The 26,041-nt window shown below is 51.4% G+C and carries 20 protein-coding genes; 6 read left to right on the top strand and 14 right to left on the bottom strand.

Features of this window, described 5'->3' with window-relative positions; all coding sequences use genetic code 11:
- Nucleotide 1 precedes the first annotated feature (1 nt).
- The 3 genes from cydD to PAHA3_RS21865 are packed head-to-tail and all read right to left on the bottom strand — an operon-like array spanning nucleotide 2 to nucleotide 4,332.
- Entirely contained in the window at nucleotides 2-1,915 is a 1,914-nt protein-coding gene (gene cydD, locus PAHA3_RS21875; protein WP_062836784.1) for a thiol reductant ABC exporter subunit CydD, read from the bottom strand.
- 1 nt (nucleotide 1,916) lies between these two features.
- A complete protein-coding gene (gene cydB / locus PAHA3_RS21870) occupies nucleotides 1,917-2,972 on the bottom strand; it encodes a cytochrome d ubiquinol oxidase subunit II (RefSeq protein WP_235599529.1) in 1,056 nt (351 codons plus the stop codon).
- The gene (locus PAHA3_RS21865; protein ID WP_062836782.1) at nucleotides 2,917-4,332 is read right to left on the bottom strand and encodes a cytochrome ubiquinol oxidase subunit I; all 1,416 of its coding nucleotides are present in this window, start codon (nucleotides 4,330-4,332) and stop codon (nucleotides 2,917-2,919) included. The genes cydB and PAHA3_RS21865 overlap by 56 nt, the downstream gene beginning before the upstream one ends.
- A 383-nt stretch (nucleotides 4,333-4,715) precedes the next feature.
- Between PAHA3_RS21865 and PAHA3_RS21860 the strand changes: the two genes are divergently transcribed.
- From PAHA3_RS21860 to PAHA3_RS21845, 4 genes are read left to right on the top strand one after another with little or no spacing between them, the layout of a single operon-like run.
- Nucleotides 4,716-6,008 carry a tetratricopeptide repeat protein gene (locus PAHA3_RS21860; protein WP_062836781.1) on the top strand — a complete coding sequence of 431 codons (1,293 nt, stop codon included), beginning with the start codon at nucleotides 4,716-4,718 and terminating at the stop codon, nucleotides 6,006-6,008.
- A complete protein-coding gene (locus PAHA3_RS21855) occupies nucleotides 6,008-7,000 on the top strand; it encodes a glycosyltransferase (RefSeq protein WP_082762950.1) in 993 nt (330 codons plus the stop codon). Before PAHA3_RS21860 ends, PAHA3_RS21855 begins: the two co-directional genes overlap by 1 nt.
- Before the next feature lies 1 nt (nucleotide 7,001).
- Nucleotides 7,002-8,387 (top strand): glycosyltransferase family 4 protein, encoded by a 1,386-nt coding sequence (locus tag PAHA3_RS21850; protein WP_062836780.1) that lies wholly within the window; start codon nucleotides 7,002-7,004, stop codon nucleotides 8,385-8,387.
- Nucleotides 8,384-9,055, top strand: coding sequence for a class I SAM-dependent methyltransferase (locus PAHA3_RS21845; protein WP_082762949.1), 672 nt, complete (start codon nucleotides 8,384-8,386; stop codon nucleotides 9,053-9,055). The genes PAHA3_RS21850 and PAHA3_RS21845 overlap by 4 nt, the downstream gene beginning before the upstream one ends.
- 185 nt (nucleotides 9,056-9,240) lie before the next feature.
- On the opposite strand, the gene PAHA3_RS21840 is transcribed toward PAHA3_RS21845, so the two are convergent.
- From PAHA3_RS21840 to PAHA3_RS21820, 5 genes are all read right to left on the bottom strand, one after another.
- Nucleotides 9,241-11,370: a TPR domain-containing glycosyltransferase gene (locus PAHA3_RS21840; protein WP_153028274.1), complete on the bottom strand. Its 2,130-nt coding sequence runs from the start codon at nucleotides 11,368-11,370 to the stop codon at nucleotides 9,241-9,243.
- Nucleotides 11,367-13,331, bottom strand: a complete 1,965-nt coding sequence (locus PAHA3_RS21835; RefSeq protein ID WP_167350924.1) for a tetratricopeptide repeat-containing glycosyltransferase family 2 protein — start codon at nucleotides 13,329-13,331, stop codon at nucleotides 11,367-11,369. The genes PAHA3_RS21840 and PAHA3_RS21835 overlap by 4 nt, the downstream gene beginning before the upstream one ends.
- Nucleotides 13,288-15,570, bottom strand: a complete 2,283-nt coding sequence (locus PAHA3_RS30240) for a glycosyltransferase (protein WP_062836777.1) — start codon at nucleotides 15,568-15,570, stop codon at nucleotides 13,288-13,290. The genes PAHA3_RS21835 and PAHA3_RS30240 overlap by 44 nt, the downstream gene beginning before the upstream one ends.
- A 79-nt stretch (nucleotides 15,571-15,649) precedes the next feature.
- Nucleotides 15,650-17,158 carry a DUF6385 domain-containing protein gene (locus PAHA3_RS30950; protein WP_235599528.1) on the bottom strand — a complete coding sequence of 503 codons (1,509 nt, stop codon included), beginning with the start codon at nucleotides 17,156-17,158 and terminating at the stop codon, nucleotides 15,650-15,652.
- A 45-nt stretch (nucleotides 17,159-17,203) separates the two neighbouring features.
- Nucleotides 17,204-17,701, bottom strand: coding sequence for a DUF6385 domain-containing protein (locus tag PAHA3_RS21820; RefSeq protein ID WP_062836776.1), 498 nt, complete (start codon nucleotides 17,699-17,701; stop codon nucleotides 17,204-17,206).
- A gap of 190 nt (nucleotides 17,702-17,891) precedes the next feature.
- On the opposite strand from PAHA3_RS21820, the gene PAHA3_RS21815 reads away from it, so the two are divergent.
- Together PAHA3_RS21815 and PAHA3_RS21810 are read left to right on the top strand one after the other, a co-directional pair.
- On the top strand, nucleotides 17,892-18,434 hold the full coding sequence (locus tag PAHA3_RS21815) for a hypothetical protein (protein ID WP_235599527.1): 543 nt from the start codon (nucleotides 17,892-17,894) through the stop codon (nucleotides 18,432-18,434).
- 30 nt (nucleotides 18,435-18,464) lie between these two features.
- On the top strand, nucleotides 18,465-19,046 hold the full coding sequence (locus PAHA3_RS21810; RefSeq protein WP_062836775.1) for a hypothetical protein: 582 nt from the start codon (nucleotides 18,465-18,467) through the stop codon (nucleotides 19,044-19,046).
- A gap of 115 nt (nucleotides 19,047-19,161) precedes the next feature.
- Here PAHA3_RS21810 and PAHA3_RS21805 read toward each other — a convergent pair whose 3' ends face one another.
- From PAHA3_RS21805 to PAHA3_RS21780, 6 genes are all read right to left on the bottom strand, one after another.
- A complete protein-coding gene (locus PAHA3_RS21805) occupies nucleotides 19,162-20,517 on the bottom strand; it encodes an MFS transporter (RefSeq protein WP_082762947.1) in 1,356 nt (451 codons plus the stop codon).
- Between the two features lie 69 nt (nucleotides 20,518-20,586).
- Nucleotides 20,587-21,765: a winged helix-turn-helix domain-containing protein gene (locus PAHA3_RS21800; protein ID WP_062836774.1), complete on the bottom strand. Its 1,179-nt coding sequence runs from the start codon at nucleotides 21,763-21,765 to the stop codon at nucleotides 20,587-20,589.
- A 198-nt stretch (nucleotides 21,766-21,963) separates the two neighbouring features.
- Nucleotides 21,964-22,758, bottom strand: coding sequence for an ABC transporter ATP-binding protein (locus tag PAHA3_RS21795; RefSeq protein ID WP_036606660.1), 795 nt, complete (start codon nucleotides 22,756-22,758; stop codon nucleotides 21,964-21,966).
- Nucleotides 22,759-22,760: 2 nt separating this feature from the next.
- Nucleotides 22,761-23,621, bottom strand: coding sequence for an ABC transporter permease (locus PAHA3_RS21790; protein WP_062837104.1), 861 nt, complete (start codon nucleotides 23,619-23,621; stop codon nucleotides 22,761-22,763).
- Between the two features lie 150 nt (nucleotides 23,622-23,771).
- Complete coding sequence (locus tag PAHA3_RS21785; RefSeq protein ID WP_062836773.1) at nucleotides 23,772-24,821, bottom strand: ABC transporter substrate-binding protein; 1,050 nt, start codon at nucleotides 24,819-24,821, stop codon at nucleotides 23,772-23,774.
- Between the two features lie 340 nt (nucleotides 24,822-25,161).
- Nucleotides 25,162-26,022, bottom strand: a complete 861-nt coding sequence (locus tag PAHA3_RS21780) for an aminoglycoside phosphotransferase family protein (protein ID WP_062836772.1) — start codon at nucleotides 26,020-26,022, stop codon at nucleotides 25,162-25,164.
- Nucleotides 26,023-26,041: the final 19 nt, after the last annotated feature.

Below are 26,041 nucleotides of genomic sequence, written 5' to 3'. Positions count from 1 at the left end.
TTTATATCGCCTCCATCTGGGCCTGAATCATCTGATAATATACGCCTTGTCGTGCCAGCAATTCCTGATGTGTTCCCATCTCTGCCACTGTGCCGCCATCCATGACAATAATTCGATCCATATGTGGCATCCAATGCAGACGATGGGTAGCCAAAAATACAAGTTTTCCTTCAAATAGCGGCAGCATCGTCTGTTTCAACTCATACTCTGTCTCTACATCCAGATGCGCTGTCGGTTCATCAAGCAGCAGGATGTTTCGTTGACTAAGCAAGGCTCTTGCCAGCGCCACCCGTTGCTCCTGCCCACCACTGAGTTGTCTGCCGCCAGCCCCAATCAGCTCATGCAGCCCACCGGATAATGAGGACAGAAGCTTGGTTAATCCAGCTGCGCTAATGGCCTTCGCCACTTCCGCATCCGATGCCCCCGGCATGTAGAAACGAACGTTATCGGCCAGGCTTCCACTGAAAATATACGGATGCTGCGGGATAGCTGCCGTCTGTCTTCGCCAGGATTCGAGCATATCCGGTGTAATCGGCTGTCCATTAGCCAGTACTTGACCCGATGTAGGCAACTGGAAACCAGCCAATACATCTATTAACGTGGACTTGCCTGCTCCGCTGGCGCCAATAATACCGATTTTGCCGAGACCTGTAATCTGAAATGTGACATCCTTTAGCGAATAAGGACCTTCATCATCATGCCGTACCTGTACATCCGTTAGAGCCAATCTACTATTCTCATTCCAAGAGAACGCTGAGGAAGAGGAAGAAACAAGCTCAGGAGTAGTAGAAACAGAAGCAGAATCAGGAGCAAAATGCCCCGCAGCCGTTTTATCATTCAACACGACACGTATGGTCGAAGTAGCGGCTTTCCTATTACCCGAAGATAATGGTGTAGATCCAACTTTGTCCTCTAACGTAACCGGATGTGCAACAACATTTGCATAGGCTTCTTTCTGTTTCTGTTCGGCGGCTTTCCCCCGTTCAATCACCTGATTAATGGCCGCTCCGGCTTCCTTACCGTCCAATGTAGCATGGTAATCAGCGCCGAGCATACGTACAGGCAGGAAATATTCGGGTGCCAGAATTAGTACCGTCAACGCAGGGCCAAGCAGCATATGCCCTTCCGTCAGACGTAATCCCAGACCAACCGCCACGGAAGCAACAGACAGCATGGTGAAGAAATCGAGTGCAAACGAAGAAAGAAAAGCCATACGCAGAGTAGACATCGTTGCTTTCCGATACCGCTGACTGACCCGCAGAATGGACCCTTCATGTATTTTGCTCTGTCCCAATGTTTTTAGCGTTTCTAGTCCACGCAAGGTATCAACAAAATGGTTAGCAAGTGCTTTGTAGGATCTGAATTGTCCGTCTATCTTCCGCTGCGCAGCAAGACCAATCAGAATCATGAACACGATTAGAATCGGGAGTGTCAGCATCAGAATAACCCCGGACATCAGATCCAGCTTGAACACATACAGCAAAATGACGATGGGGGTGAATCCCATGCCCAGCATGCGAGGAATGAATAGTTCCAGATACGTCTTGTATTGAGCTGTTCCCTCACGTGCCAGCGTGACCAGATGGCCTGTGCCCTCTGTCTTGGCATAACGCGGCCCGAGTCTGAACCACTGCTCCACCATCTGTCTGCGCAGATCGGTCCCTGTCTTCTCCGCATATCGTGAAGTCACGAGTTGTAACCAGAAGGATAGGGCGTAGCGGGCGGCAAAAGCAGCCAGGAACAGCAGCAGTACCGGGTACTGCTCCGTTACGGATGAACCTTCAAACAATGCCGTGATGGCCTGTGCCAGCCATTTGGCTTGCATAATGATTGTCATCGCCTGTAGCAGCACCAGCGCTGAGGCCAGCGCAAGTACCGGCCGGATGCCCGGCAGCTTCATCAGCCCCCGTCCCATATCAGTACTCCAGGTGGTGCTGCTCGTTGAGACGTTTGCGGAAGATGTAATAACTCCAGATCTGATAACCGAGAACAAACGGCAGCAACGTGCAAGCTACAATGGTCATTACTTTCAATGAATAAGCGCCGGATGCGGCGTTGTATACGGTCAGGTCATACGCCGCTCCAAAGGAACTCACCATCACTCTTGGGAACAGTCCGATAAAGACCGAGGCAAAGGCAATTGCAATCACTGCCCCTGTCATACCGAAAGCCCAGCCTTCACGCTTCTGACGAACGAAGTAGGCCGCAAGTGCAAGCGAGACTGTGACAAGTACGACCATAATCCAGAGGGCCCAGCCGCGTACGGCGAACACATCGGTCATCATATACGTCATTAACGCGTAAACAGCGAGTAGTGCAGCCAGCGGTAACATCAATTTTTGCGCTGTATTCAAGGCACGCTCTCGGAGTTCGCCCACTGTTCGTAGTGATGCAAACAGCAAGCCATGAACCAGACACAGCAGCGTTACGCTTAAGCCACCAATCACGGTGTATGGATTAACGATATCGAAGAATCCTGCGCGCAACTGCATCTCCCCATCAATGGGTAGCCCCTTCATGAACGTGGCAAAGACTACGCCAAACAGGAAAGGCAGGAGCGCGCTGGATACCACAATAATGATGTCCCACGTTTTTCGCCAGCGCTGTTGCTTCATTTTACTGCGGAATTCGAAAGCAACACCGCGACCAATCAAGGCGAGTAACACGAACACAAGCGGTAGATAGAAACCACTGAACATCGTGGCATACCAGTGCGGGAAGGCAGCAAACATCGCTCCCCCTGCTGTAATCAGCCATACTTCGTTGCCATCCCAGAACGGACCGATCGAGTTGATCAGGGTCCGGCGTTCACGGTCTGTTTTGGCGATAATACCTGTAGACATCCCCACACCAAAATCAAAACCTTCCAAAAAGAAAAACCCGACAAACAATACGGCAATCAGCAAAAACCACAACTCACTTAGTGACAACGGAATAACCTCCATCCACGCCGAACGGGTCGGCCGATTCATCGTGATCTTCCGGCTTCTCGACCGCAAACGGTCCGGCTTTGATCTCACGTACGAACAGGTATACCATCACGATTCCGAGAACCGTATACGCAGCGGTAAAAGCAATGGTCGAAAACAGGATCATTCCTGCGGATACATTCGGTGAGACCCCAGCTTCAGTTGTCATATAGCCAAATACTGTCCATGGCTGCCTTCCGACCTCGGTCATAATCCAACCTGATGTATTGGCTATAAACGGCAGGGAGATGGCAAACACCATCAGACGCATAAACCACTTCCCAGCGACCTCCAGCTTCTTGCGCATGGCCAGAAACGTACCGTATAGCGCCAGTGCAATCATCAAACCACCCGCTGCAATCATGATGCGGAAACTCCAGAACGTTGTACGTACTGGAGGGATATAGTCCCCTGGTCCGTACGTCTGTTCATACTCAGCTTGAAGCTCCTTCATGCCTTTGACACTACCGGAGAACTTACTGTAGGACAGATAACTGAGCAATCCGGGGATTTTGATCTCGCCCGTATTCTCCTGTTTATCCGGATCAATAAAAGCGACCACCGTCCATGGTGCCGGATCTTCTGTCGTCGTCCATGTGCCCTCACTGGCTGCCATCTTCATCGGCTGTGTCTCCACCAGATATTGCGCCTGGAAGTGACCGGAGAAAGCAACGCCGAATGAAGAAACCAGAGCGATAATGATCGCAATATTAAACGATTTGCGGAAGATCTCCACATCCTGCTTTTTCATCAATTTGTAGGCACTGATACCCGTTACGACGAATGCCCCTGTCATCAATGCCCCAAAGATTGTATGTGGGAACTCCACAAGAAGCTGACCATTCGTGATGAGTGCAAAGAAATCATTCATCTCGGCTCGGCCGTTGTTAATCTCAAACCCGACAGGATGCTGCATAAACGAATTGGCCGCCAGAATCCACAGCGCGGACAGGAATGTGCCAACGAACACCAGCCAGATACAGGCCAGATGCACTTTTTTGGACAAACGATCCCACCCAAATATCCACAATCCAATAAATGTAGACTCCATAAAAAACGCCAATAGGGCTTCAATAGCCAGTGGCGCACCGAACACATCCCCGACAAATCGGGAGTACTCTGACCAGTTCATACCGAACTGAAACTCTTGCAGAATACCTGTGACTACCCCGACGGCGAAGTTAATCAGGAACAGTTTGCCCCAGAACTTGGCCATCGTTTTGTAGATCTCCTTACCCTTAACAACGTACAACGTCTCCATAATCGCAACCAACAGCACGAGACCGATGGATAGCGGCACAAAAAAGAAATGGAAAATCGTTGTAAGTGCATATTGGATACGCGATAACATAATCGGATCCATACCGTTACCCCTTCTTTCTGTTCACTTCGCAGTATGCGTATCTGGCATTGAAGCTGCACCTTCGCTGTCTGTCCACCAAATACGTTGATGAACGTATTGTGCCAGATTACCTATTTTATACATGTGAGAATTATCACAATCTACGTGTTTAGAGCAAAAAAAAGTGATCCTGGTCACACAAAAGATAAAAATCAGCCTATTACCACAGCTTGCCAACTTCATGTATTCATGGAAGATACTCATGTTTGGGACGGAATGCCCATATGTTAGTCTCAGGCATAACATGCGAAGTGCCGTGAGGGCTTTACATATGAAGTGAAAGCATGAAGCACATGCAGAGAGAATGACGCACCATAATTCAGTCAAGGTGAGGTGAACAATTTATGGAAAATTCTGCGCCGTTACCTGATTCAGCTCCCGAAGTCTGCATGGATGAGGCTACTACGGCACAGCCCCCTGTCCGGTATGTTCTCTTCCCCCGCAAAGGAGGCTGGTCATCCTTTCCCTATCCCGATATTGCTGCGCTGCTGTCGATCGAGGGAGATGTCTACTATGTCAGCAGCCTGACGCAAACAGAGGATGTACCTTCGGTCATCACCGTGATCTCCCTTCCTGAAGCCGAGCAGCTATTACTGGAACCACGAACCGTTGCGGTCGTTACCCATCCGTACTGGCTTATGGCTACAGCTTCGCTGGAGCCGGAGCTATGTATTGTCCTGCTCCCTGAGCCAGTTGGAGATGAAGCAGCCTCTCCTTTATGGGAAAGCAGTATCTCCAAACTGGTCGGCATCGCCGATCTGGTGGGGACCTCCTCCGAAACACGATATATGAAGCTGCTTTTCCAAGGTGTACGCGCTGTCTGGCTAGGCGGCGAAGATCCTACACCTGCGGGTACGATGCAAAAGGATGATCTCGAAGTCCCTCTCCGGGACTACGAACTGTTCTTCCTGCATGCGCTGCGGCAGATCCTCTCAGGCACTCCGGATAGCGTCACCCTGCTTCAATGCAGTGTACGTGCCGACTTCTACCGGCAGCTCCGAGCCAAAGCAGGTGCCCATGAAACGATATCCTTTTTGCTGGCAGCCTATGAGTACTTGCTTGAAGATCCTCGGGCTATCCATTCACTTCAAGAGGCATTCTCCCATGCGGTCTTGAATGGTCGCAGCGATTGCGTAGTCTCCCACTATAGATTCCTGTCTGCCATCCATGCCCGGGCCGGGAAATTGGAGGACGCCCTGCTAGTGTATGGAATCAGTGCAGGCGACGAACAGGAACGACATCATTATGAACAGCTCTGTCGCTGGCTTGAGGCGGGAGAAGATCAACTTGTACGAGCGGAATTGCTGCGTATTAACGATGATTACGGAAATGCCTTGCGTATCCTGGACGAACTTGGCGGAGAAACGGCGAGACATTGGAAATTCCGCATTTATCAGGAGACTGGACGTGTGGAAGAGGCACTGGCTCTGGTGCATGCAGTCGATATTCAGGATGATGCCAGTCGCCGGGATTATCAGCAATTATCCGGAAGTGCGCTGGCTCTGCGAGGAGAGCGACACGGGGCAGTCCGACATTTTCTCGAAACGGCACTGGAGGATGAAGATGCGCTCGCCCGGATTGTCGAGCTGGAGTTGTTGGATCATGCTGTACAGCAATTGCTTGGGGAGGTGCCATGATGCTGGACCCGAAGAAGCGTAGACAACAGGTGAATGGGCCGATGGTGCACAGGGATATCCGAACCGAAACCACTTATACGCCAACGGAAACAGTCGATCGGACACCTACAGACGCATTGGGAAATGGCGATCACACGCCGGATCATGCACAACCAACGCCGAGCACTCGAAGCCAAATTCATCACTGGGGCGACGTACAAGGTCAGGGAGAACAGGATGCTGCTGTATCAAGAGAGGAAGCAAGTGTATTCGAAGAGCCCTTCTCCATTCGTCGGGTTCGCAAAAGCAAGGGCAACAAACTGACCGCCATGCTCCAGGTTCGCAATGAACGTGGCCGATACCTTGAAGAGGTATTGCATGATCTGAGTGATTTCGTGGATGAGATCGTGATTGTGGACGATGCCAGCACAGATGGAACCCCGGAAATATGCAAGGCCTATCCGAAGGTGGTCCGGCTGGAGGTATTGGAGAAACCGCTGTTCGCCGAGGAATGGCGACTTCGCAACACCTTATGGCAAGCTGCTGCGGGAACACGTCCCGACTGGTTGCTCTCGGTTGATGCGGATGAGCTATACAGCACAGAGGCCAAGAAAGCCATACGCACTCTGATTAATCAGGAGTATGCAGACTGGTTTGCATTTCGTTTCTACGATATGTGGGGTGGCCGGACCCACTACCGGGAAGATGATCTTTGGTGTCTGCATAAACGGCATACCGCTTCACTTATACGGTATATGCCTGGATATCCTTATTTTTATCCACAGCAGAATCATCACGTTCCCCGCCTCCCCTTGTCCTGCACTGTGTTGCCTGGGATCAGCACGGAGCTGAAAGTTCAGCACCTCGGTTGGGCCGGCAGTCTGGAGGATCGGGTTCGTAAATACTTGCGCTATAAACGTATTGATCCGAGCGGTGAGTGGGGAAATCTTGCACACTACGAGTCGATCCTCGATCCGGAACCTCGGCTGCTTCCCTGGAAGGAGGGACAGTGAAATGGGCGTGGTGAGTATTCTGACACATAGCTTCACCGATGGGTACAATCGGGAATTTGGCCGGGTATTTGGCGGTGGACTGGAGCGCTACATTTTGGATCTGTGCAGTGTCATCCGTGGGCTCGGGCACATTCCCGAGGTTCATCAGCTCTCTTATTTTGAGGCGTTTCAGACGCGTACGGAGCAGATTGATGTATTTGGCTATGCATATGACATGAATGATGTGCCCGAAGCCTTTGACCGGATGGCCGCCGCGGCACGCGGACCTGTGATCTATGCGAGCTGTCTGTGGCAACCCATCACCTACAAACCAGGCAGTCTTGGCATCTGTCACGGCATTAACTGGGATCGTCCCGGTCTGCCATTGGATACCAAACAACAAGTAGCAGAACACATTCAGCTGGCTCTGGATGGACTTGTGCGCATCGTATCTGTGGATTCCCATTTCCAGACCTTTTGCCGAGCCGCTTGTACCTATACCGATCCAAGACAGGTTGTCCTCATTCCTAATGCAGTGGATACATCCTATTTCACACCAGCCCCGCCAACGCGGACCTTAGAGCAGGAACAGGAAGACGAATGGCTTGCTGCATGGAAGACCGATCTGGCGAGTCATGAGGAGAAGGCTGATGCAGTTATATCAGGGGTGCAAGCTGTAGATAGCAAGGGTGGAGCCGGTGGTGATGGAACGAACAGAGGTAGGGCTAACGATATTCTAATAGAAGCAGATGCTGACTACCAGGTTAATGGTCCAATTCGGGGACAGGTTGAAAAGAAAGCTGTGGATGTAAGTTTGACCCCTCCCCGCCCAATTCGCATTATATATCCGCGCCGCATCAGCATGGAACGCGGGATTATTCCGATGATGCTGGCAGCAGATAAGCTATTGGGTGCTTTTCCGGATCTGGAGATTGAATTTGCCGGGGAACTGGTCGAAGGCAGTACAGTCGGGAGAGCCTTCCGTTATTGGCATCGTACTCACCCACATGCAGCGAGAATTAACCAGCGCACGTATGATTTCCGGGATATTCGGGAGGCGTACCATCAGGCAGATATCGCCGTGATTCCAACCGTTTTCTCAGAGGGCACCTCCTATGCCTGTCTGGAAGCGATGAGCTGTGGACTTCCGGTAATCGCCTCCAATGTTGGGGGATTGAATGATCTGATTCAGGACGGGTTTAATGGGCTGCTGGTACCTCCTGGTGAGCAGGAACTCACCGCCGCACTGGTTCGTCTCGTACAGGATCGGGCCGAGCGAGAACGACTGGGAATCTATGCGCGCGAGACTGCACTGTCCTATGATCTAACCAGGTGGCGGAGCCGGTGGAGCACGGTGTTGGAATCTTTTTTGGCAGAGACAGGATTGAAGGAGGGAATTCGCGGATGATGGATACGCCCAAGGCAACGGAATTCATGGAATCAAGATACATTCGGCAAAGTGACCCTAAAACGGACACACTGGTCTTCCCCTTGCATCCGGCATGGTGGAGCCGCCCCTATGAATATGAATGGGCCCGGCGGTTTGCACGTCCGGACGATGTGGTCCTTGATGCAGCCTGCGGCATCTCCCATCCGTTCAAATTCTGGCTTGCCGAACACTGCCGCGAGGTTCACGCCTGCGATTGGGATGAACGTATTTTGTCTGAAGAGGCAATCCGGCTGGATATTGCTGCTGATTTTGGGGAGCAGGCCGCTCAGGATCTGCCGGAATCAACTCTCGTCCGATTGCATCGTGCAAAGGCTAATCTGGCCCAGCTTCCGTACGAGTCGGGTAAGTTTGATCGGGTGTTCTGTATCTCTGTACTGGAGCATCTGGATACAGGTACAATGCTGCGTGCATTTCGTGAATTCGCCCGGGTGCTGAAGCCAAACGGACAGTTGATCGCTACCTTTGATGTGCCCGAGATGCGGCCTGATCTACTGGAGACGATCATGGCGGTCACCGGACTAACCATTGAAGATAAGCTGAATGTGGAGGAGCCGGACGATGCCATCTGGTCAGACATGTACGGCACGCCGATCCGCTGTTTTCGCGCAGTGATATGCAAAGGTTGAGGGATTGACTCATTGGCAACGGAACCATGTACGGTTCGGGAAATAATCCGATTACCGGCAGCTCCGTTGCTTTTGCACTTTCAATGGAGGTCCTATTACGGGAATATGTGGGGGATATATAGGGATTGGGGAACTAGAGATGAAAGACAGAGATTAAAGATTAAAGATTAAAGATTAAAGAAAAATTATAGGTGTACCAGTAGCATGTTGCACTGGTTGGTGTACTCTTTGGCAGAGGCTGCGCCGGGTGTTGTCAGGCGCAGCAAGGTTTGCAAGCCCGGCGGGATCGCAGTCGCCGGGCGACCTGTGGCGGCAGGTTGCCGCGCAGTGAGTTGGGCCGATTCGGCCCATTCACGTGCCAGGTTCTGCCGCCCGGCGAGCAGCGCGAGCGTGCCCGCGAGGAGCGCGTGAGCGGTGCGCTCGGGGGCAGGCACTTCGTCCGCGTGGGGCTGCTGCGCGCCGTCAGGCGTGCCGCATAGCGCCAGCAGCCCTTCGCGGACGCTCGCGGGTGCGCGCAGCAGCCCGCAGCGTGCCGCAGGCGGAAGCGCTGCGAGCAACGCCAGCGCACCGCGAGGCGGCAGGGCTTGCAGCAGGCGCAGCCATGCGGCCCAGGCGCCCACGCCAGCGAGCGCTTGCGCAGCGGCGAGCACGCCTGGCGCAGGAGCGGCCGGGCCGCCGGGCGTTGCACCGCTACGCGAGCTGTCGCTGTTGCACGCCGAGGCGTTGCTGCCGGCCGTGGCCCCGCGCTGCAGCAACGCCTCGGCCGCGTGGTCCGCTGCGGGCAGCGCTGCCGCATGGCGAGCCGCCGCTCGCGCGTTGCGCCCGCCGGGCTGCTTGCGGCCCAGCGCCCACAGCGCGAGCGCCGCCTCTGGCCCGTGCTGCGCATGCGCCGCCCAAGGCTGCAAAGCCGCCCGAGCCGCGGCGTCCTCGCCCAGCTGGGCCAGCGCAAGCCCGTTGGCCAGCGGCTGTCCCCGCATAGGGGCATCAAGCGCTACCGCATGGCGCAGCAGCCACTCCGGCCGATGCGCAGCCAGCGCGGCCGGGATCAGCGCTTGCCATGCCGCAGGCGGCAAGCTAACCCGGTCAGCTACGCTGCCTATAGCATGTGACCGCCCTGTGGCTGCGGCCAGCAACAACAGCCGCTGCCATGCAGGCAAGCTACCGGGTTGTATGCTCAGCGCCACCATATACGCGGCTTCTGCCTCTGCCCAGCGGCCAGCTCGCTCATGTGCCATGCCTTCCAGTGTCAGGGTGCGATAGGTTCCAGCACCAGAGACTGAGGTATATCGGTTGGCTGTGGAAGCAGCGGATCTAGCCTGTTTTAACCAGTTTAAGGCTACATCCTCTCTCCCTTGATCCAGTTCAAGTACAGCACCAAGCTCCAACAAATCCGGAAAATCCTCATACACGGGCGCCCATGCTTCCACCACAGCAAGTGCCCTCTCCGGGCTGACACTCTCTCGCCAAGCGTAAGCCGTTTTCAACACCAGATCCGAGTGATATCCACACTCCGGCGTAAGCTGTGCCAATAATGGTTGTAACAATCGGAGTGCTTCATCATACTTCGCTTGCTGAAACCATTCGGTAGCCAGAGCATATAACAACTCCGGTTGGTCGCCCTCCTGATTCAACGCGGAACGAATCAATTGCATATTCCGTGCACCTTTATTTTTGGTAGTAATCACCTGCTCCAAATATCCGTAATGAATGACCTCAAGTCCAGAATGAAGTACACCTTGCGGAGCCAGTGCCATAATGGATGAAGCGATCTCTTCATGAATTCTGCCCTGAAAGGCAATTCGAGGATCATTTCGGAACAAACGACACACCGCATCCGTCACACGCTCTTCACCGGACACCCCCAACAGACTCGTGACCTGTATCCAGTACCCCCATACATTGTCTCTACTTGTAGCTAACAACTGCATGAGTTCTGCCTTCATCTGCGGGGTCTGTACCCATACTTCATCCGCATCGAGCACCAGAATCCATGGATTCGTAGCAGCGGCCAGTGACAGATTGCGGGCTTCACTGAAATCTCCGTTCCATTCCGTACGGATTACAATAGCACCATGGAGGCGGGCAATTTCAATTGTATCGTCTACCGATCCGGTATCCACGACGATGATCTCATCTACGATATCCCTGACTGCGTTCAGACACCGCTGGAGTGGCCCAGCTTCATCCTTCACGATCATGCACAAGCTAATCCCTGTGTTCACATTCATCACCACCTCACCAACGGAATTCAGCCCCATCCAATGCCCATCTGCATTAACTGTACCCCCGCAACTACTTAACTTAATATCACTCAACTCTCGAACCCATCCGCCCCTGGCAGTTCAAGCCGAATATGCTGAATAACAGGCCAACAGCGGTGTCGCTGTCCATTCGTACGTTGGGCGAATACCTCCAGATGATGATCCGCAGCACTAACTAATCCCTTCACCAGCCAACTGGTTCCCGCGAGGGTATCCGAAGTCCCAGGGAACGACTCCATTCCATTCTCATTCAAGTTCTCTTTCTCTTCCTCTTCCTCTTCCACTCGAACGTTCTCCCCAACAGATAAATCATCTCCCGCCAATTGCTGCCGACACATCTGAATCAGACTATGCAATTCCTTCCATCGTCCTGACTGTACACATCCTTCCATCATCAGTCCGAGCGCCTGCCAGCCGTCATACTCTGCTCCCGCAACCGTTACGTCCATGCTGGAGTTCATATCCTTCTTCTTTGCCACTCTCAGACCAACCGTTCTCCCCGTCTGCACAGTAGATTCCTCATCATTAGTTACTGCTGCACCTACCTGAGAACTACGCTTCAACCACAACGTAAATGGATCATCTCCGTTGACTTCCTTCCCTTCTATCCACTCCAAACGTTCGAGCCATCGGGCAGACGGCAGTGCGAGCAGCCCTTTTTTCCGCTTCACGGGTTCCAGCTTCAGACGCGCCTTGTTCCATCTTCCCTGCTGGATGTGGAGCATGGCTTCAGCCACGGACAAACGCTCTCTCATCTCTCCGGAAGGTTGTGAAAATACACCCGATAACAATTCCAGAGCCGCTTCATAACAACGACTTTGTTCCAGAATGCCCAATACTTTATGTGTAGCCTCTTCCGATCTGAGCGCAAAACGCTCCGTCACCAGCTCTGGAATCTGATGTTCCTGCCCGGAGACTCGCATAATTCGGAATATCCGATAGAGTGGCGGTAACAGACTGGATTTGGCACGCACCGCTTCCACGTAAGCATCCACCGCACCCTCCAGATCAGCCTTTCCTTCCAGTAATCGGCCTAACGTATACCACGTCTGATAGGTGCCGATGCCTTCTTCCGTATGATATATGGGTGGAGGTGGCCCCATGCGAACCGCTTCACGCAGCGATAATTCTGCCCGATCAGCATCCCCCAATGCGTCTGCACAGACTCCACGATGATGCATCAGATCCGTGTACTCTGGAAATAGTTCAAGCGCAGCATCAATGCGATCTAATGCCTCCTGCCAGCGATTCAGGTGCTGTAGACAACGAACTTCATATTTGAACAGCAAATGTGCGTAACTGGTCACCGCTGGATCGATCCCCATCCGAGCCACAGCAAACGTCTCCAATGCCCGCTCTGCTTCCCCCACACGCAGATATTCTACGCCCAGATTATAGTGATGGAACGGCTGATCCGGCTCTTCCTCCACTGCCTGTTGCAGCAGGCGGACATTGCGGTTCACCTTATCTTTGCGCTCCACAATCGCCGTCTGATATCCGTAATGATGGATCATCATGTCCGTCACATGAAAAGCAGCCTCCGGGTTCCTACGGCAAATCGCCGCCGCAATCTGCTCATGAATTCGACCTTCGAACCGATGCTCCGGGGCATTGCGAAAGAGACGTAAAACCGGATTCACGGTAACCCCCTGCTGACCCGTACCTGTATAGTTATGAATGTTTAAAAACAATCCGTCACATCGGCTGACCGTCGTCCAGCTTCTGATCTGCTCCCGCGCAGCCCTATCGAGCGCCTCGTCCGCATCAAGAAAGAGAATCCAGTCGCCGGAAGCCCGCTCCAGGCCAGCATTCCGTGCTGCGGCAAAATCATCGCACCACTCAAATGCCACAACCACCGCGCCATGTTGCTTCGCAATCTCCGCGCTGCGGTCCGATGAACCGGTGTCCACGACAATTACCTCGTCCACCGCTCCCTGAACACTGGCAAGACAATGGGGCAGTAACTCTTCCTCATCCTTCACGATCATGCATAGGGAAATTCGTTCCGCTCGCAAGCTGATTCCTCCTTTCCTTCGCATGAAAAATCGTGCGCCATGGGATACCTTCGGCCGTTCGCAGCCTTTGTTCCAGTGCAGCATGTTGTGCCGCGAGTGCCCCTGCCGACGGGGAACGAACCAATTCCTGTCGAAGTGCCTCCATTGCTATCCGCAAGTAACATACTGCTGCACCAGCTCTGGCCTGTTGCAGATCAGGCTCGCGCTCCAGAGCCTGCTCGAACAGAGACAATGCCTGATCATAATACCCTTTGGCATACAGTGTTTCACCCAGCCAGAATAACCCTTCGGCATCCAGCTCACTCTCGGTCATGCACTGAATCAGGATATTCGCGGCTACCAAGGTATATCCGTGTCGATACAGCAGACTTGCAAACTCCCGCCGGACCGTTACTGCCTTTCCCCGATGCTCACGCATCATGATTTCTCGCAGCTCATGCAGTTGCTCAGCAAGCGTAAGCTGTCCAGTCTTTATCGCCTGCTGTACAACCTGCTCTGCCACCATCTGTGCCTGCGGACCCCACTCCATAAACTTCTGTTCTTCTGACGCAGGTTCCATGCTTCGCGGCTCTTTGGTCAACTGATCCAGCAGACGATCCATGACCTTCCAAACCGTCTTTTCCTGTGAATGCGTAGTTGCAAGGAATGTATCCGTTAATCGTAATCCGTTGGCCCAGCAAGCAAGCGCCCAATCCATTCTGTGTTCAGACCGCAAGTTGACTTCATCCATACGCTCTGCGCCCCAATATTCTTCCGCCAGTTGCAATGCTTCCGACACCCTATTCGCACATAACATCCAATGTATCCGATCAGCTACTTGAATACGAGCACTACACGCATCTGTATCCAGCATTTTCAACGCCTGCTCATACGCCCCGCAGCCTGCAAGAATACGAATCACATGCACCAGGTGAGCCTCATTATTCACGGAGGATGGATGGGGCATTCCACCCCGAATCGAATTACCGTGATTTGACTCTACGATCCCTCTGCATCTGGCGAGCAATGTTTCTGCTATGTTCTCATCTGTTTCTCCCGTTTGTTGCAGCACATCTGCCAATCCCACCCATGCCGGAGCATATGCAAACATGCTGTCCAATGCCAGCCCGTACAGATGTGCGGACTCATTCAGGAATCTACGTTTCTGGGCAAGTCTTGCCATCGCGGTATAGGCTCTGTAAGTGTCAGAACCGGCTTCCGTTACATATGGCGAATCTAACGTGCTACCACCATCACTTTGTCCATCACTATCTGGCACCTCCAGGCACTCGGTCGCTTGGGCATAGGATTGATATGCATGCTCCTCCAAACCTTGCTGCTCCAACGTCTCCCCATACAACAGGTGCAGATCCGCATAAGATGGGTAACGATGCCTTTCCACAGCCAGAAGTGCATGTGCCTCGTCGTAGCGTTCCAATCCCACAAGGGCCTTCGCATAATCCCTAACCAGTGTAGGGCGATATGGCGCGAGCAGCTCTGTCCGTCGTAACGATTCATGGAATGCTTCAATTGCCTGTTCGATCTGACCAAGTTGGCAATACGTTACTGCCAGATTGTACAGGTGAAAAGGCTGTGCAGGATCATCCTGAAGTTCACGCTCAATCAACTTCAAATTACGTCTTGGTTTATGTTCCTTCACAATCGTGGAGGCCAGATACCCATCATGAATGAGACATAGTGGAGCCAGCGGTTCAGTCTCGATCAATACGTTTTCTTCATCTGTATATTTCTCGTTCTTATCCCCATCAGCAGCCTCATTCAGGACCAGCTTGCTCGGGCCGCTACGAACCAACTGCTCATGAATGCGTCCCACATATCGATATCCTTGATTAGCACGGAACAGTCTTACCGGTTGGGAGATCATCTTCTCCTCTGCCCCTTCACCGTATCGATTCTCTATAGTAATGCGTAATCTTGAAATGCTTTTATGGACTTTGGGCAAATAGTTCAGTAGTTCTTCTAACCCCTGTATGACGTACTCATCCGCATCCAGACATAGGACCCATTCGGTGCCAGCCAGAGGCAAACTGATATTCCGCGCATGGGCAAAATCATCCTCCCAGCGGGCATGCAACACCGTTGCTCCGTATGTTCTGGCGATCTCGGTTGTGCGGTCAGACGAGCCCGTATCGGTGATAAAGCACTCCGTGCCGATATGCTTCAAGCTTTCGAGACAGCGGGGCAGATGATGTTCTTCATTTTGCACAATCATATGGATTCCAATTAAACGGTTCTGCAACGTAGCCACCTCCAATACAAAAAAAAGTACATGAAGTCCACCAAAGGAACTCCATGTACCTATATGACAAATGAATGGGTTATGTGCCTTGTCCATTGAAGAACACATCAATCGTACTTGGTGCGCCGATTAGGCTGGAGCGGTAGGAAAGACGCGTATATTTGAGAAAACGCTGTGGTACCAATACATCCACTGACCCGGACAAAATGCCCGTTACTGTCGTCACATCCGTGTACCAGTTTGTTCCGTTGGCGCTGATCTCAACAAGAGCATCTACCCGGTTTACACCCGGTCCCCTGTTATATACAAAGAAAGAATACGTGCCAAATACACTGGTCGTAACCGCTGGAAGCGCTGTGAAGGTGTTGGCGGTCGGAGTGCTAATGAGTTGGTTTTCCTGAAAACTCTTCTGTGATATGGACGTCACGCTGCTAAGCGTTCCCGCCGTAATTGTAGCGCCGAGCACACTGGTGATCGTTCCGTTTAACAGGTTCGTCAGCGTTCCTGCGGTGATCGTTGCTCCAAGCACGCTCGTGATCGTACCATTCAGCAGGTTTGTCAGCGTCCCCGCTGTCACCGTTGCGCCGAGCACGCTGGTGATCGTTCCGTTTAATAAGTTCGTTAGGGTTCCGGCTGTAATCGTTGCTCCAAGTACACTCGTAATCGTACCATTCAGCAAATTCGTCAACGTACCCGCTGTTACCGTTGCACCGAGCACACTGGTGATCGTTCCGTTTAATAAGTTCGTCAGCGTTCCTGCGGTGATGGTGGCTCCAAGTACACTGGTGATCGTACCTGCGGTAATTGTTGCTCCGAGTATACCTGTGATTGTACCCGCTGTGATGGTCGCTCCAAGCACGCTGGTGATCGTTCCAGCCGTAATCGTCGCTCCCAATACACTCGTTATTGTACCATTCAGCAAGTTCGTCAGTGTCCCCGCCGTTACTGTAGCTCCGAGCACACTAGTAATGGTTCCGGCAGTGATCGTTGCTCCCAATACACTCGTAATCGTACCATTCAGCAAGTTGGTCAGCGTTCCCGCCGTTACCGTAGCACCGAGCACACTGGTGATCGTTCCGGCTGTAATCGTTGCTCCCAATACACTGGTTATTGTACCATTCAGCAAGTTGGTCAGTGTCCCCGCTGTCACCGTGGCTCCGAGCACACTGGTGATCGTACCATTAAGCAGGTTCGTCAATGTACCTGCGGTCACGGTTGCGCCCAGCACACTCGTAATGGTTCCCGCCGTAATTGTTGCTCCCAATACACTGGTTATTGTACCATTCAGCAAGTTCGTCAATGTACCCGCGGTAACCGTGGCTCCGAGCACACTGTTAATCGTACCTGCTGTAATCGTTGCTCCAAGTACACTCGTGATCGTTCCGTTCAGAATGTTCGTAATGGTTCCGGCGTTAATCGTAACGGTAGTCAGACCTGAGATGTTACTGATGGTTCCGTCCAAAATGATACCAACCACATTCCCGCTCGTATCGGTTCTGACCGGTTGGGCTGTGCCTGTACTATCCTGACCGAAAATCAACGTCCTCAGGTTATCCGGATTCGTGTTAAACGTTGTAAAGTTAGGCATGTGTCTCGTCCTCCTCCCTGGTCAAATCTGTGTGATCATACTCCCTTACGGCATACGCTGTGCCTGAAAGTAAACATCGAGCCGGGTCGGTTGATCCGGTTCAACGGATCGAATTGCAAGCCGGGTGTAATGCAAAAATCGCAATGGTACCAGCGCTTTGGTCTGTCCTCCCGCGACCACCTCCTGGCTGTCCACAGCATAGTCTACGGCATTGGGGCTGATCTGGATCTGCACAAGAGCCGGATGTTTGCCGCGATTCACAATGCCATAGGTGTACATGCTAAGTGATGAGGTGTCTTGTGCCGGGAGTGAGTGTATGCTGCTACTGGTCTCGGCTCCGACATACGTATGCTCTGTAAAACAATGAATAGCACCAGGGAGTTTCGTACGTGAGGAAGCACCCTGCTTGAACCGGGGACGAGTAATCCGGGAACAAGGGGGTTTCAGCAATTTAGCGCGGCAGGAATGACGGGAGCGACGACGGCTAACATATTTAGTTGGTTGCTTCGTTCTCTTCTTGCTTCGCTTCGCTGTTCGACTCATCTCGATTTCCCCTTAAAAAATGTGCTTACGCATCGTATGCCCGGATTGGAAATACGGGCACGGCAACCGCCTTTATTTCCAGATATACGGCTCAGTCCCCAATCCATTTTTCTTCTTTTCACATACACTGCAAGTACAATGACATGTGAATTAACCGGAGTGTTGCTCTAAAAGAACTGGTCTATGGGAGGTGGATGAGATCACCAACTACAATATATTCAACCAATCGAATGGTCCCCTGTTTACTCAACTGACCAACACCTTCTCGGCCCCAGGCATTGAAGCGTCACCAGACAGTGGTGCAGCTGCTGCAGGTAGTTTTTTTGCCCTAACGACCAACAATACCGCAATTCCTGCCAGCCAAAACCTCCTTCTACAGATCCTGAATGGAGCCGGAAGTGGCAGAACATTACGCATTTCTAGTCTCACGGGAGGCACAACAGCGGCAGCCACGCTTGTGATCTATTCGGGAGGAACGGTGACTGCTGGCAGTACACCTGTGCCCGTCAATACATTACTGGGAAGCACCAACGCTAGTGTCGTCACAACGAGGCAAAACACGGGTACTCTTGGGGGAGCCTTCACAAGCATCGCAAGTATTCCGCTTACCGCAGGTATGTATTCACTGAATCTGAACGGCTCGATTATTGTTCCACCGGGACAAACTTTATCCATTAGTGTAGGCACAGGGAGCCAGACAGGAGCCATTAACCTGTTCTGGTGGGAATTCTGAGTTTGATCATAGTAGAAGGTGGTGTATACAATGCCAAATAATAATGTATTCAACCCGTTAAACCGGCCCGTCTATACGTCGAATACCAACACATATACCTCTCCCGGCATTGTTGCCCCACCGGAGAACGATGCCGGCAACACAGGCAATCTGTACAATGCAGGTTCCACCAACTCCACAACACTGGGATTGCTAGGAGGAACGGTTATCGCCACCGTACAATTAGCAAATCCAGCAGGGAGCGGGAAAACCCTATACGTGTCACGACTCTCCGGCGGAATTACAGTGGCACTCAACCTGTTGTCTTCCTTCAGCGGTTCCATGAGTCTGACTGCCAATGGAACGCTCACCTCCCCCAGTACACTTACGCCGGTGAATAGCAATCTTTCCAGCAGCAATACCAGTGTAGCCACGGTTCGATTCTCTGCTGCTGCACCTTCAGCCGCGACTGCATTAATGGCGATGCCCCTTCAAGCAGGGCCGTTTCTATCCAATGAGTACGGTCGTTATGTGATTCCTCCGGGTCAGGCCATTAACCTGTCTGTCAGCGGATCACTCTCGGTTGGTGGACTAATGGCCTCTACTGCCTATTTCGCCTGGTGGGAAGTCTGATTCGTTCAATCATGCATAACAATGCCATGTGCAAACAGCCGCCTTCGGGTGAATACCGGAAGCGGCTGTTTGTTGGTTTGCAGAGGCACTAATGATAGGGATCAAAGTATGGCTGTCAGGCCGATTCCTGAGGAATGGTTTCTTTTGCTTCAGACACGAGGGGTTGCTTGCCCTCCCACAAGATACGCTGTAGCAGAATGCCGGCAAGACCAATCACCAGCGTAGCGAGACCGATATATTGAAAGGTGGGACTTGGCCCTGCAGCTCGAATGAGCGCTCCACCTGCAAGTGGAGCTAAGACCAGTACAACACTGGATAGTGAATTTTGGATGCCGAAGACGCGCCCTACATAGGCTGGAGGGGTTTCTTTTTGCAATAAATAGTTCAGTGTCACCATAAAGAGTCCATTACCTATCCCGATACATAAGCCCCAGATAATGACCCAAATTTCAGGTGTTTGTGGGCCGATCCACCCTAATGCAGCGATTCCGGCACCCACGAACAGATATCCTCCACCCAGTCCCCACCCATACCCAATCCTCGGCAAGCGATTTAATAACAAAATGATGACTACTGCCCCTGCTCCTGCCGACGACCCCAACCAGCCGAGCAGTGATTCGTTACCTGGCTTGATCTCCCGAAAAAGGGTCGTAAACTGATAATCAATCATCAGAATGGCCATGAGTCCAAAACAGCCGAACAAAATCGTACTCAGCACGGTGCGGCTGCGACGTATAAAATGCCAGCCTTGCTGCCACTGTGTGAATAACGATTCCGAACCATCCTTTGCATCAGCATCACTTCCGTCTGATTCAACCGACTCCGACCTCTCCACCAAACGCCGTAAGGGCCATAACACCGCGCCAGACAACAATCGGGTACAGGCATTGATGGCAATACAGATTTGTGGTGAGAAAAAGGCCAAAATGACTGCACCCAGAAGTGGTCCCGCCACTTTCGAACACTGGCTCACAAAACCGTTTAGGGACGATGCCTGAAACAGATGCTCCTCTGCCACCACCTGACGGGTTAACGCCTGCTGAGCTGGAACATGGAATACCCCCATCATGGCCCGCAAGGCTAGAAGTGGAAGCATCCATGCTGGGCTTGGTACGAATAAAATAGCAACGGTTAATCCCACGGTGATCACATCGCACAGGATCATGATTTTCACTTTGTGAAGTCGATCAGCCAAGGCACCTGCAACGGAGCCCAGCAGTATGCCCGGGACAGCCATACATACAGGAATCAGTGCAATGATCAGTGGATCGGCACCCCATCGGTAGGCCACCATCACCTGGATGGCGAGTGCATCGAACCAGTCTCCAAACGTAGCCAGCGAGTATGCGATAAACATGCGGACAAACTGGAGGTTGGTCCATAAGCTTTTGGAAGATCCCGCAGATGAAGCGGTTGATTCGGTGAATTCGTCGGATTCATTGGATGTGGATTCATTTGAAATGACGGTCATACGCGTACTTCCTCCCTTGATTACAGCCGTTTGGGGCCTGTGTGTTCCTTGGCTGTAATCATAAGGGCGTTATATCAGAGGAAGATCAGAGGATGGAACGATAGGGGATAAAAAGTTACGTACTTCATCCACAATTTGCTGTCCATATATGGGAACACCGTAACTTTTGCCGATCTCTGCGTACACTTGACGATATTTACTGCGAAGTCTACCTTCAATCCCATGTTGACCCATGAATTGGAGGATCTGATATGCCGCATTCAGATATAACGGTGCGTTCAGCGACATCTTCAATACGTCCAGACCATCATCCATTCTAAGTTCAGCTTCACGAACTCGTCCTTGCCGAAGCAACCATAACCCATCCATCATCTGAAAACGCCCAATCTCTCGCAGATACGGAGCATCCTTTAATCCTGCTCGCAGGACTGCCATCTGAGCCTCAACCGCTTCACCGCTGCCACCCCACAGTTCCACATACAACGCTGCAAGCGCTACTGGCAGTTTGAAATTAACTAGCTCGTCAGTCTCTATCACACGATATGTCTCCTCCAGCTGCATCCGGGCACGTTGGTATTGACCCACCTCTGCATAGACTTCAATTATGTTCAGAATACGGAGTTCCCGAAGCTGATCCGCAGACAATACAGATGAACTCAATGCCTGCTCATACAGAGGCAAGCTTTCTGATGGTTCAATTAGCGAGTGAACAAAAATTAACAACCAGTATATGCGTTCTTCAAAATCGACTTCTTTCGTTGTAATCAGCCATTCCAGATCTCCCTGTATAAAGCGGATATACAACTGATAATACGGGACAATCTGAATGCCGAGCGCTTCCTGCTGTTGAACCAGGGTCTGTATGGCGTTCCCCTGCCCAAACAAGTGATATTTACGAAGTAATCCGTGAATGACTTCCTGCATTTCTGGGTCCTGAGCAGAGGGGCTAGCGGGTAGAACGGATTTGTTCTCATGCACAGCAAGCCGATAGCCGTAGCCCCGTACCGTATCCAGACTGATCTCATCCCAGCGTTTCAGCTTCTTGCGCAGACGATAGATATGATCATCCACGGTTCGTTCAACCGGATATTCCAGGGGCCATACCCGGTCCAGCAGTTGACTGCGGGTGAAGGCTTTTTCCTTGTTTTCATACAGGAAGTGCAGCAGCGCAAATTCCTTCGCCAGCAGACGGATGGATTCCGTACGCCGTGTTACCGTATATGTCCCTTCATCCAGTTGCAAAGACATGCCTGGTTCCTCCTACTATGTATAATTCACTAATCCGAAATCGTATAGATTCATTCCATTTTTTCTTATCAACGAGTTCAACATACCACAAAAACCCTTTGCGAGAACGCAAAAGGTTTTTTATGGTATATCTTAGAGCTGGATTAGATTGTAAATCACGCTACGTATACCTTTTCTTCCAACAAGTATTCACTTGTCTTAACCCAGCACGACGCGATCGTCCGCCATTTTTTTGCCGCTAATACGCTCGAATTCACCAAGCAACTCAGGTACAGTCAACGTACGCTTGCGCTCTTCGCTCACATCCAGAATAATTCGGCCTTTGTCCATCATGATCAAACGGTTACCCAGACGAATCGCCTGTTCCATATTGTGCGTCACCATCAGTGTAGTAAGTCTCATCTCACGTACAAGTGTCTCCGTCAGTTCCGTGATCAGTTCGGCACGTGAAGGGTCAAGGGCTGCCGTATGCTCATCCAATAACAAAATCTGCGGCTGGGTAAAGGTCGCCATCAACAGACTGAGTGCCTGCCGCTCCCCGCCTGACAAGAGACCGACTTTCGCGTTAGGCCGCTTCTCCAATCCAATTCCCAGCTTCTCCAGTTGCGTATTGAAAATTTCACGTCTGGCACGGGTTACTCCGAAGCCTAGTCCACGTCCTTTGCCACGTTTGTATGCCATCGCCATATTTTCTTCAATGGACATATGTGGTGCTGTTCCTGCCATCGGGTCCTGAAACACCCGGCCAATCCAGCTACTGCGCTTATGCTCCGGCAGGTTTTTAATCGAACGGTCATTGATCAACACATCGCCCATATCCGGCTTCATCACCCCCGAGATGATGTTCATCAGCGTGGATTTCCCGGCTCCGTTACTGCCAATCACCGTCACAAAATCTCCCGGATTCATCGTCAGATTCACACCAACCAGCGCGGTCTTCTCATCCGTTGTGCCTGGGTTGAACAGCTTGGTTACTTGCGTAATCTCCAGCATGATCACATACCTCCCTTCGTCTGCTGACCCCCGGATCGCATCAACTCTTCCGTTCGTTTGCGAGCCAAACTACGCTGCTTCATGGAGCGCTGCATCGTTGGGAATACAAGGGCGATAATGACGATCACTGCGGTAATCAGCTTGAGATCCGACGTGTCGAACCACTCCACCTGAAGGGCAAGTGCGACTACAATCCGGTATATGATCGAACCAACAATCGCTGCGAGTGTAGCCCAGAATACCGTTCTTGCACCGAGAATAGCTTCACCGATAATTACCGAAGCCAAACCAATGACGATCATACCAATGCCCATCGTAATGTCCGCAAAGCCTGATTGCTGGGCAATAAATGCACCAGATAGTGCAACCAGTCCATTGGATAAGCTGACACCTACAATGGTAGTCACATCCGTATTCGCACCAAAGCTGCGAATCATGCGTTTGTTATCACCTGTGGCGCGAAGAGCCAGTCCAATATCTGTTTTCATGAACAGATCGAGCATAATTTTAAACACCAGCACCACGATAATAATAAGCACCATGACATGCTCACCCGAGAATGGATTATCCATGCCCATAATGGATTTATTCGGTGCGCCAAGAATACGCATATTAATGGAGTAGAGCGCAATCATCATCAAAATCCCGGATAACAATCCGTTGATTTTGCCTTTGGTATGAAGCAGACCTGTACAAGCCCCACCCACCATGCCGCCAGCCATTGCCGCCAAACAGGCGAGCCAAGGAGAGAAGTCATTGGAGATCATCACCGCCGCAATTGCGCCTCCTGTTGTAAAACTTCCGTCTACGGTAAGGTCAGGGAAATCGAGTATGCGGAACGTAATATACACACCAAGTGCCATCAGTGCGTATAAAAGCCCCAGCTCGATCGCTCCTTCAATTGAATTCCAGCTTATACTCACGCTACTTCCTCCCTGTCTATCGAAAAGAATGAGGCGAACCCGTTGCACGTTCGCCTCGCATCCATCCTGCCGGATTATTGTCCGGTCAGATTATTGAATAATGTTGTTGTCTTGGTCTTGCACTTCCGCCTTCATCTCATCCGTAACCGTGATGCCTTGGGCTTCAGCCGCTTTCAGGTTCAGGATCAGATCCAGCTTGTCCGGAACGGTGACTTTCATATCACCAGGTTTCGTACCGTTTTTCAGAATGTCCGCGGCCATCTCACCCACCTGATATCCATGGTCATAATATTTGAAGCCAACGGTTGCGAAGGCTCCTTTTTCAACGGTATCCCGATCACTGGAGAAGAACGGAATTTTGTTGTTGTTCGCCGTTTGAATAATCGTATCCACCGCACTCACGACAGAGTTATCGAGCGTAATGTAGAATGCGTCTACTTTGCCAACGAGGGAATCCGTAGCCTGTTTTACTTCCGATGTATTCGTAACGGGTGCTTTCACCAGCTTGATATTATGTGTTGCCAGCGCCTTTTCAGCGTTATCTGCCATAACCACCGCATTCGGTTCGCCTTCGTTAATCACCAGACCTACTGTCTTCACATCCGGCAGATTTTTAGCGATAAAGTCAGCCAATTGTACGATCGCCTCCGGATTCGTGTCGGATGCACCTGTAACATTACCACCCGGCTTATCCATATCGGTCACCAGTTTGGCACCCAGTGGGTCTGTTACCGCTGCGAACAACAATGGCTTGTCCTTCACTTGTTGAGCCAAAGCCAGCGCAGATGGTGTTGCGATGCCAAGTACGAGGTCATTTTTGGAATCACCCGAGATTTTCTGTGCAATGGACAGGTTGTTCGTCGAATCACCCTGCGCGTTATTGTAATCAATTTTGAGGTTTTTGTTTTCTTCAATGCCCGCATCCTTCAGGGCTGCAATAAATCCTTCGCGTGTAGCATCCAGGGATGGATGTTCAACAATTTGGGAGATGGCAATCTGGTATGACTTTTCCTCGCTGCCTCCACCTGTTGTGCTCCCCGATCCTTCGGATTCCGAGCCTGTACCGCTGTTATTTCCGCAACCTGCCGCAACGATCATTGAAGCAACCATCATCAGTGACATCCAGAATTTCTTTTTCATGTGTGAGAACCCCTCTCCATCTTATAAAATGTGGTTACCCTAATCGCTATTCCATTGACACGATAGGGCGGGACAAAACGAACGCTTCAACGCATTGTTGCTTTGATCGACAAAAGCAGACAAATATAGACTTTTCTCATGCGACTGAAGTCCATGACCCGTGTTGGTGTTTTTGTGTTTCCCTAATATTAAGGTGCGACCTGATATCCGTCAATGGTTGAACCGCTTCCAATTTACTTTCATCGGTTGATTGTGATAGAAAACATTACATAAAGTAAAAAAACCACCCACAATGTGTGTAGATGGTCGCCATTGGTACAGCTAGAGCGTAAGGTTTTACTCAGGAATAGGGAGTACGGAGTCTTCTTCTAATTTCGTCCATAAGCATTATTTTCTCCGCATCGGATATGGCATCTGCAATCAGTTTGCGTGCTGCAACAGGCGCAATCCAGGGTTCAACATCTGCATAACGGATACCAGACAACTTCTCATACTCCTCCATAAAGATGCGAATGCTGGCCTCTCTGGTAGCATCGAGAACAACCGTCGCTTCATGTGGCAGATGCGGAGGCAGTATGGCGTATCGAATCATAATAATGTATTCGGCCAAGTCTGCTTCCGGATTCCCGGTAGAGGCATTGTTCCAGTCAATAATGACTGCATCATGATCTCGAAGGAGTATGTTACCCGGGTTGGGATCACCGTGACATAGTTGCTGCTTCATCGGTAATCGATCCAAATGGGCAATCACGGCAGCTTTCTCCGCTTCTGCCAAGTATTGAGCTGCAACAATATTATGCTTGATATTTTCCCGCTGACTCGGCATATGGGCCACTGAATGCGAATGAATCTGGTGAAAAAGCTGTGCTGTAATCCGGGCATTCACGAAATCTTCGCTGAAATCCAACGGTTGCTGCATTCTGGACTGCTCTACCGCTCTGTCTACAAAACGCTTCATAATCGTCTCGCCATCAATCCGTTCGAATACAATCCCTGATCGCCCCTCGACAGTCACCAGATCATACGGCTTGGGAACCGGCAGCCCACACGCCGAAGCAATGTGGCAATGATGAAGTTCGGCCTCCAAAGCAGACGTAATGGTGTTCGGTTTAGCCAGTTTAACGATCTTGCTCCCATCTTCCCATTCAAATACTTCCGCACATCCACCTTCTCCAATTTTGTTGCCAAGCCTATGGACCATGATGCTCACTCCTTCAATG

This window comes from Paenibacillus amylolyticus (assembly GCF_001570725.1).
Taxonomy (GTDB): domain Bacteria; phylum Bacillota; class Bacilli; order Paenibacillales; family Paenibacillaceae; genus Paenibacillus; species Paenibacillus amylolyticus_A.
The sequence above is the reverse complement of the archived record's forward strand: the minus strand, read 5'-3'. Positions and strand labels throughout refer to the sequence as shown.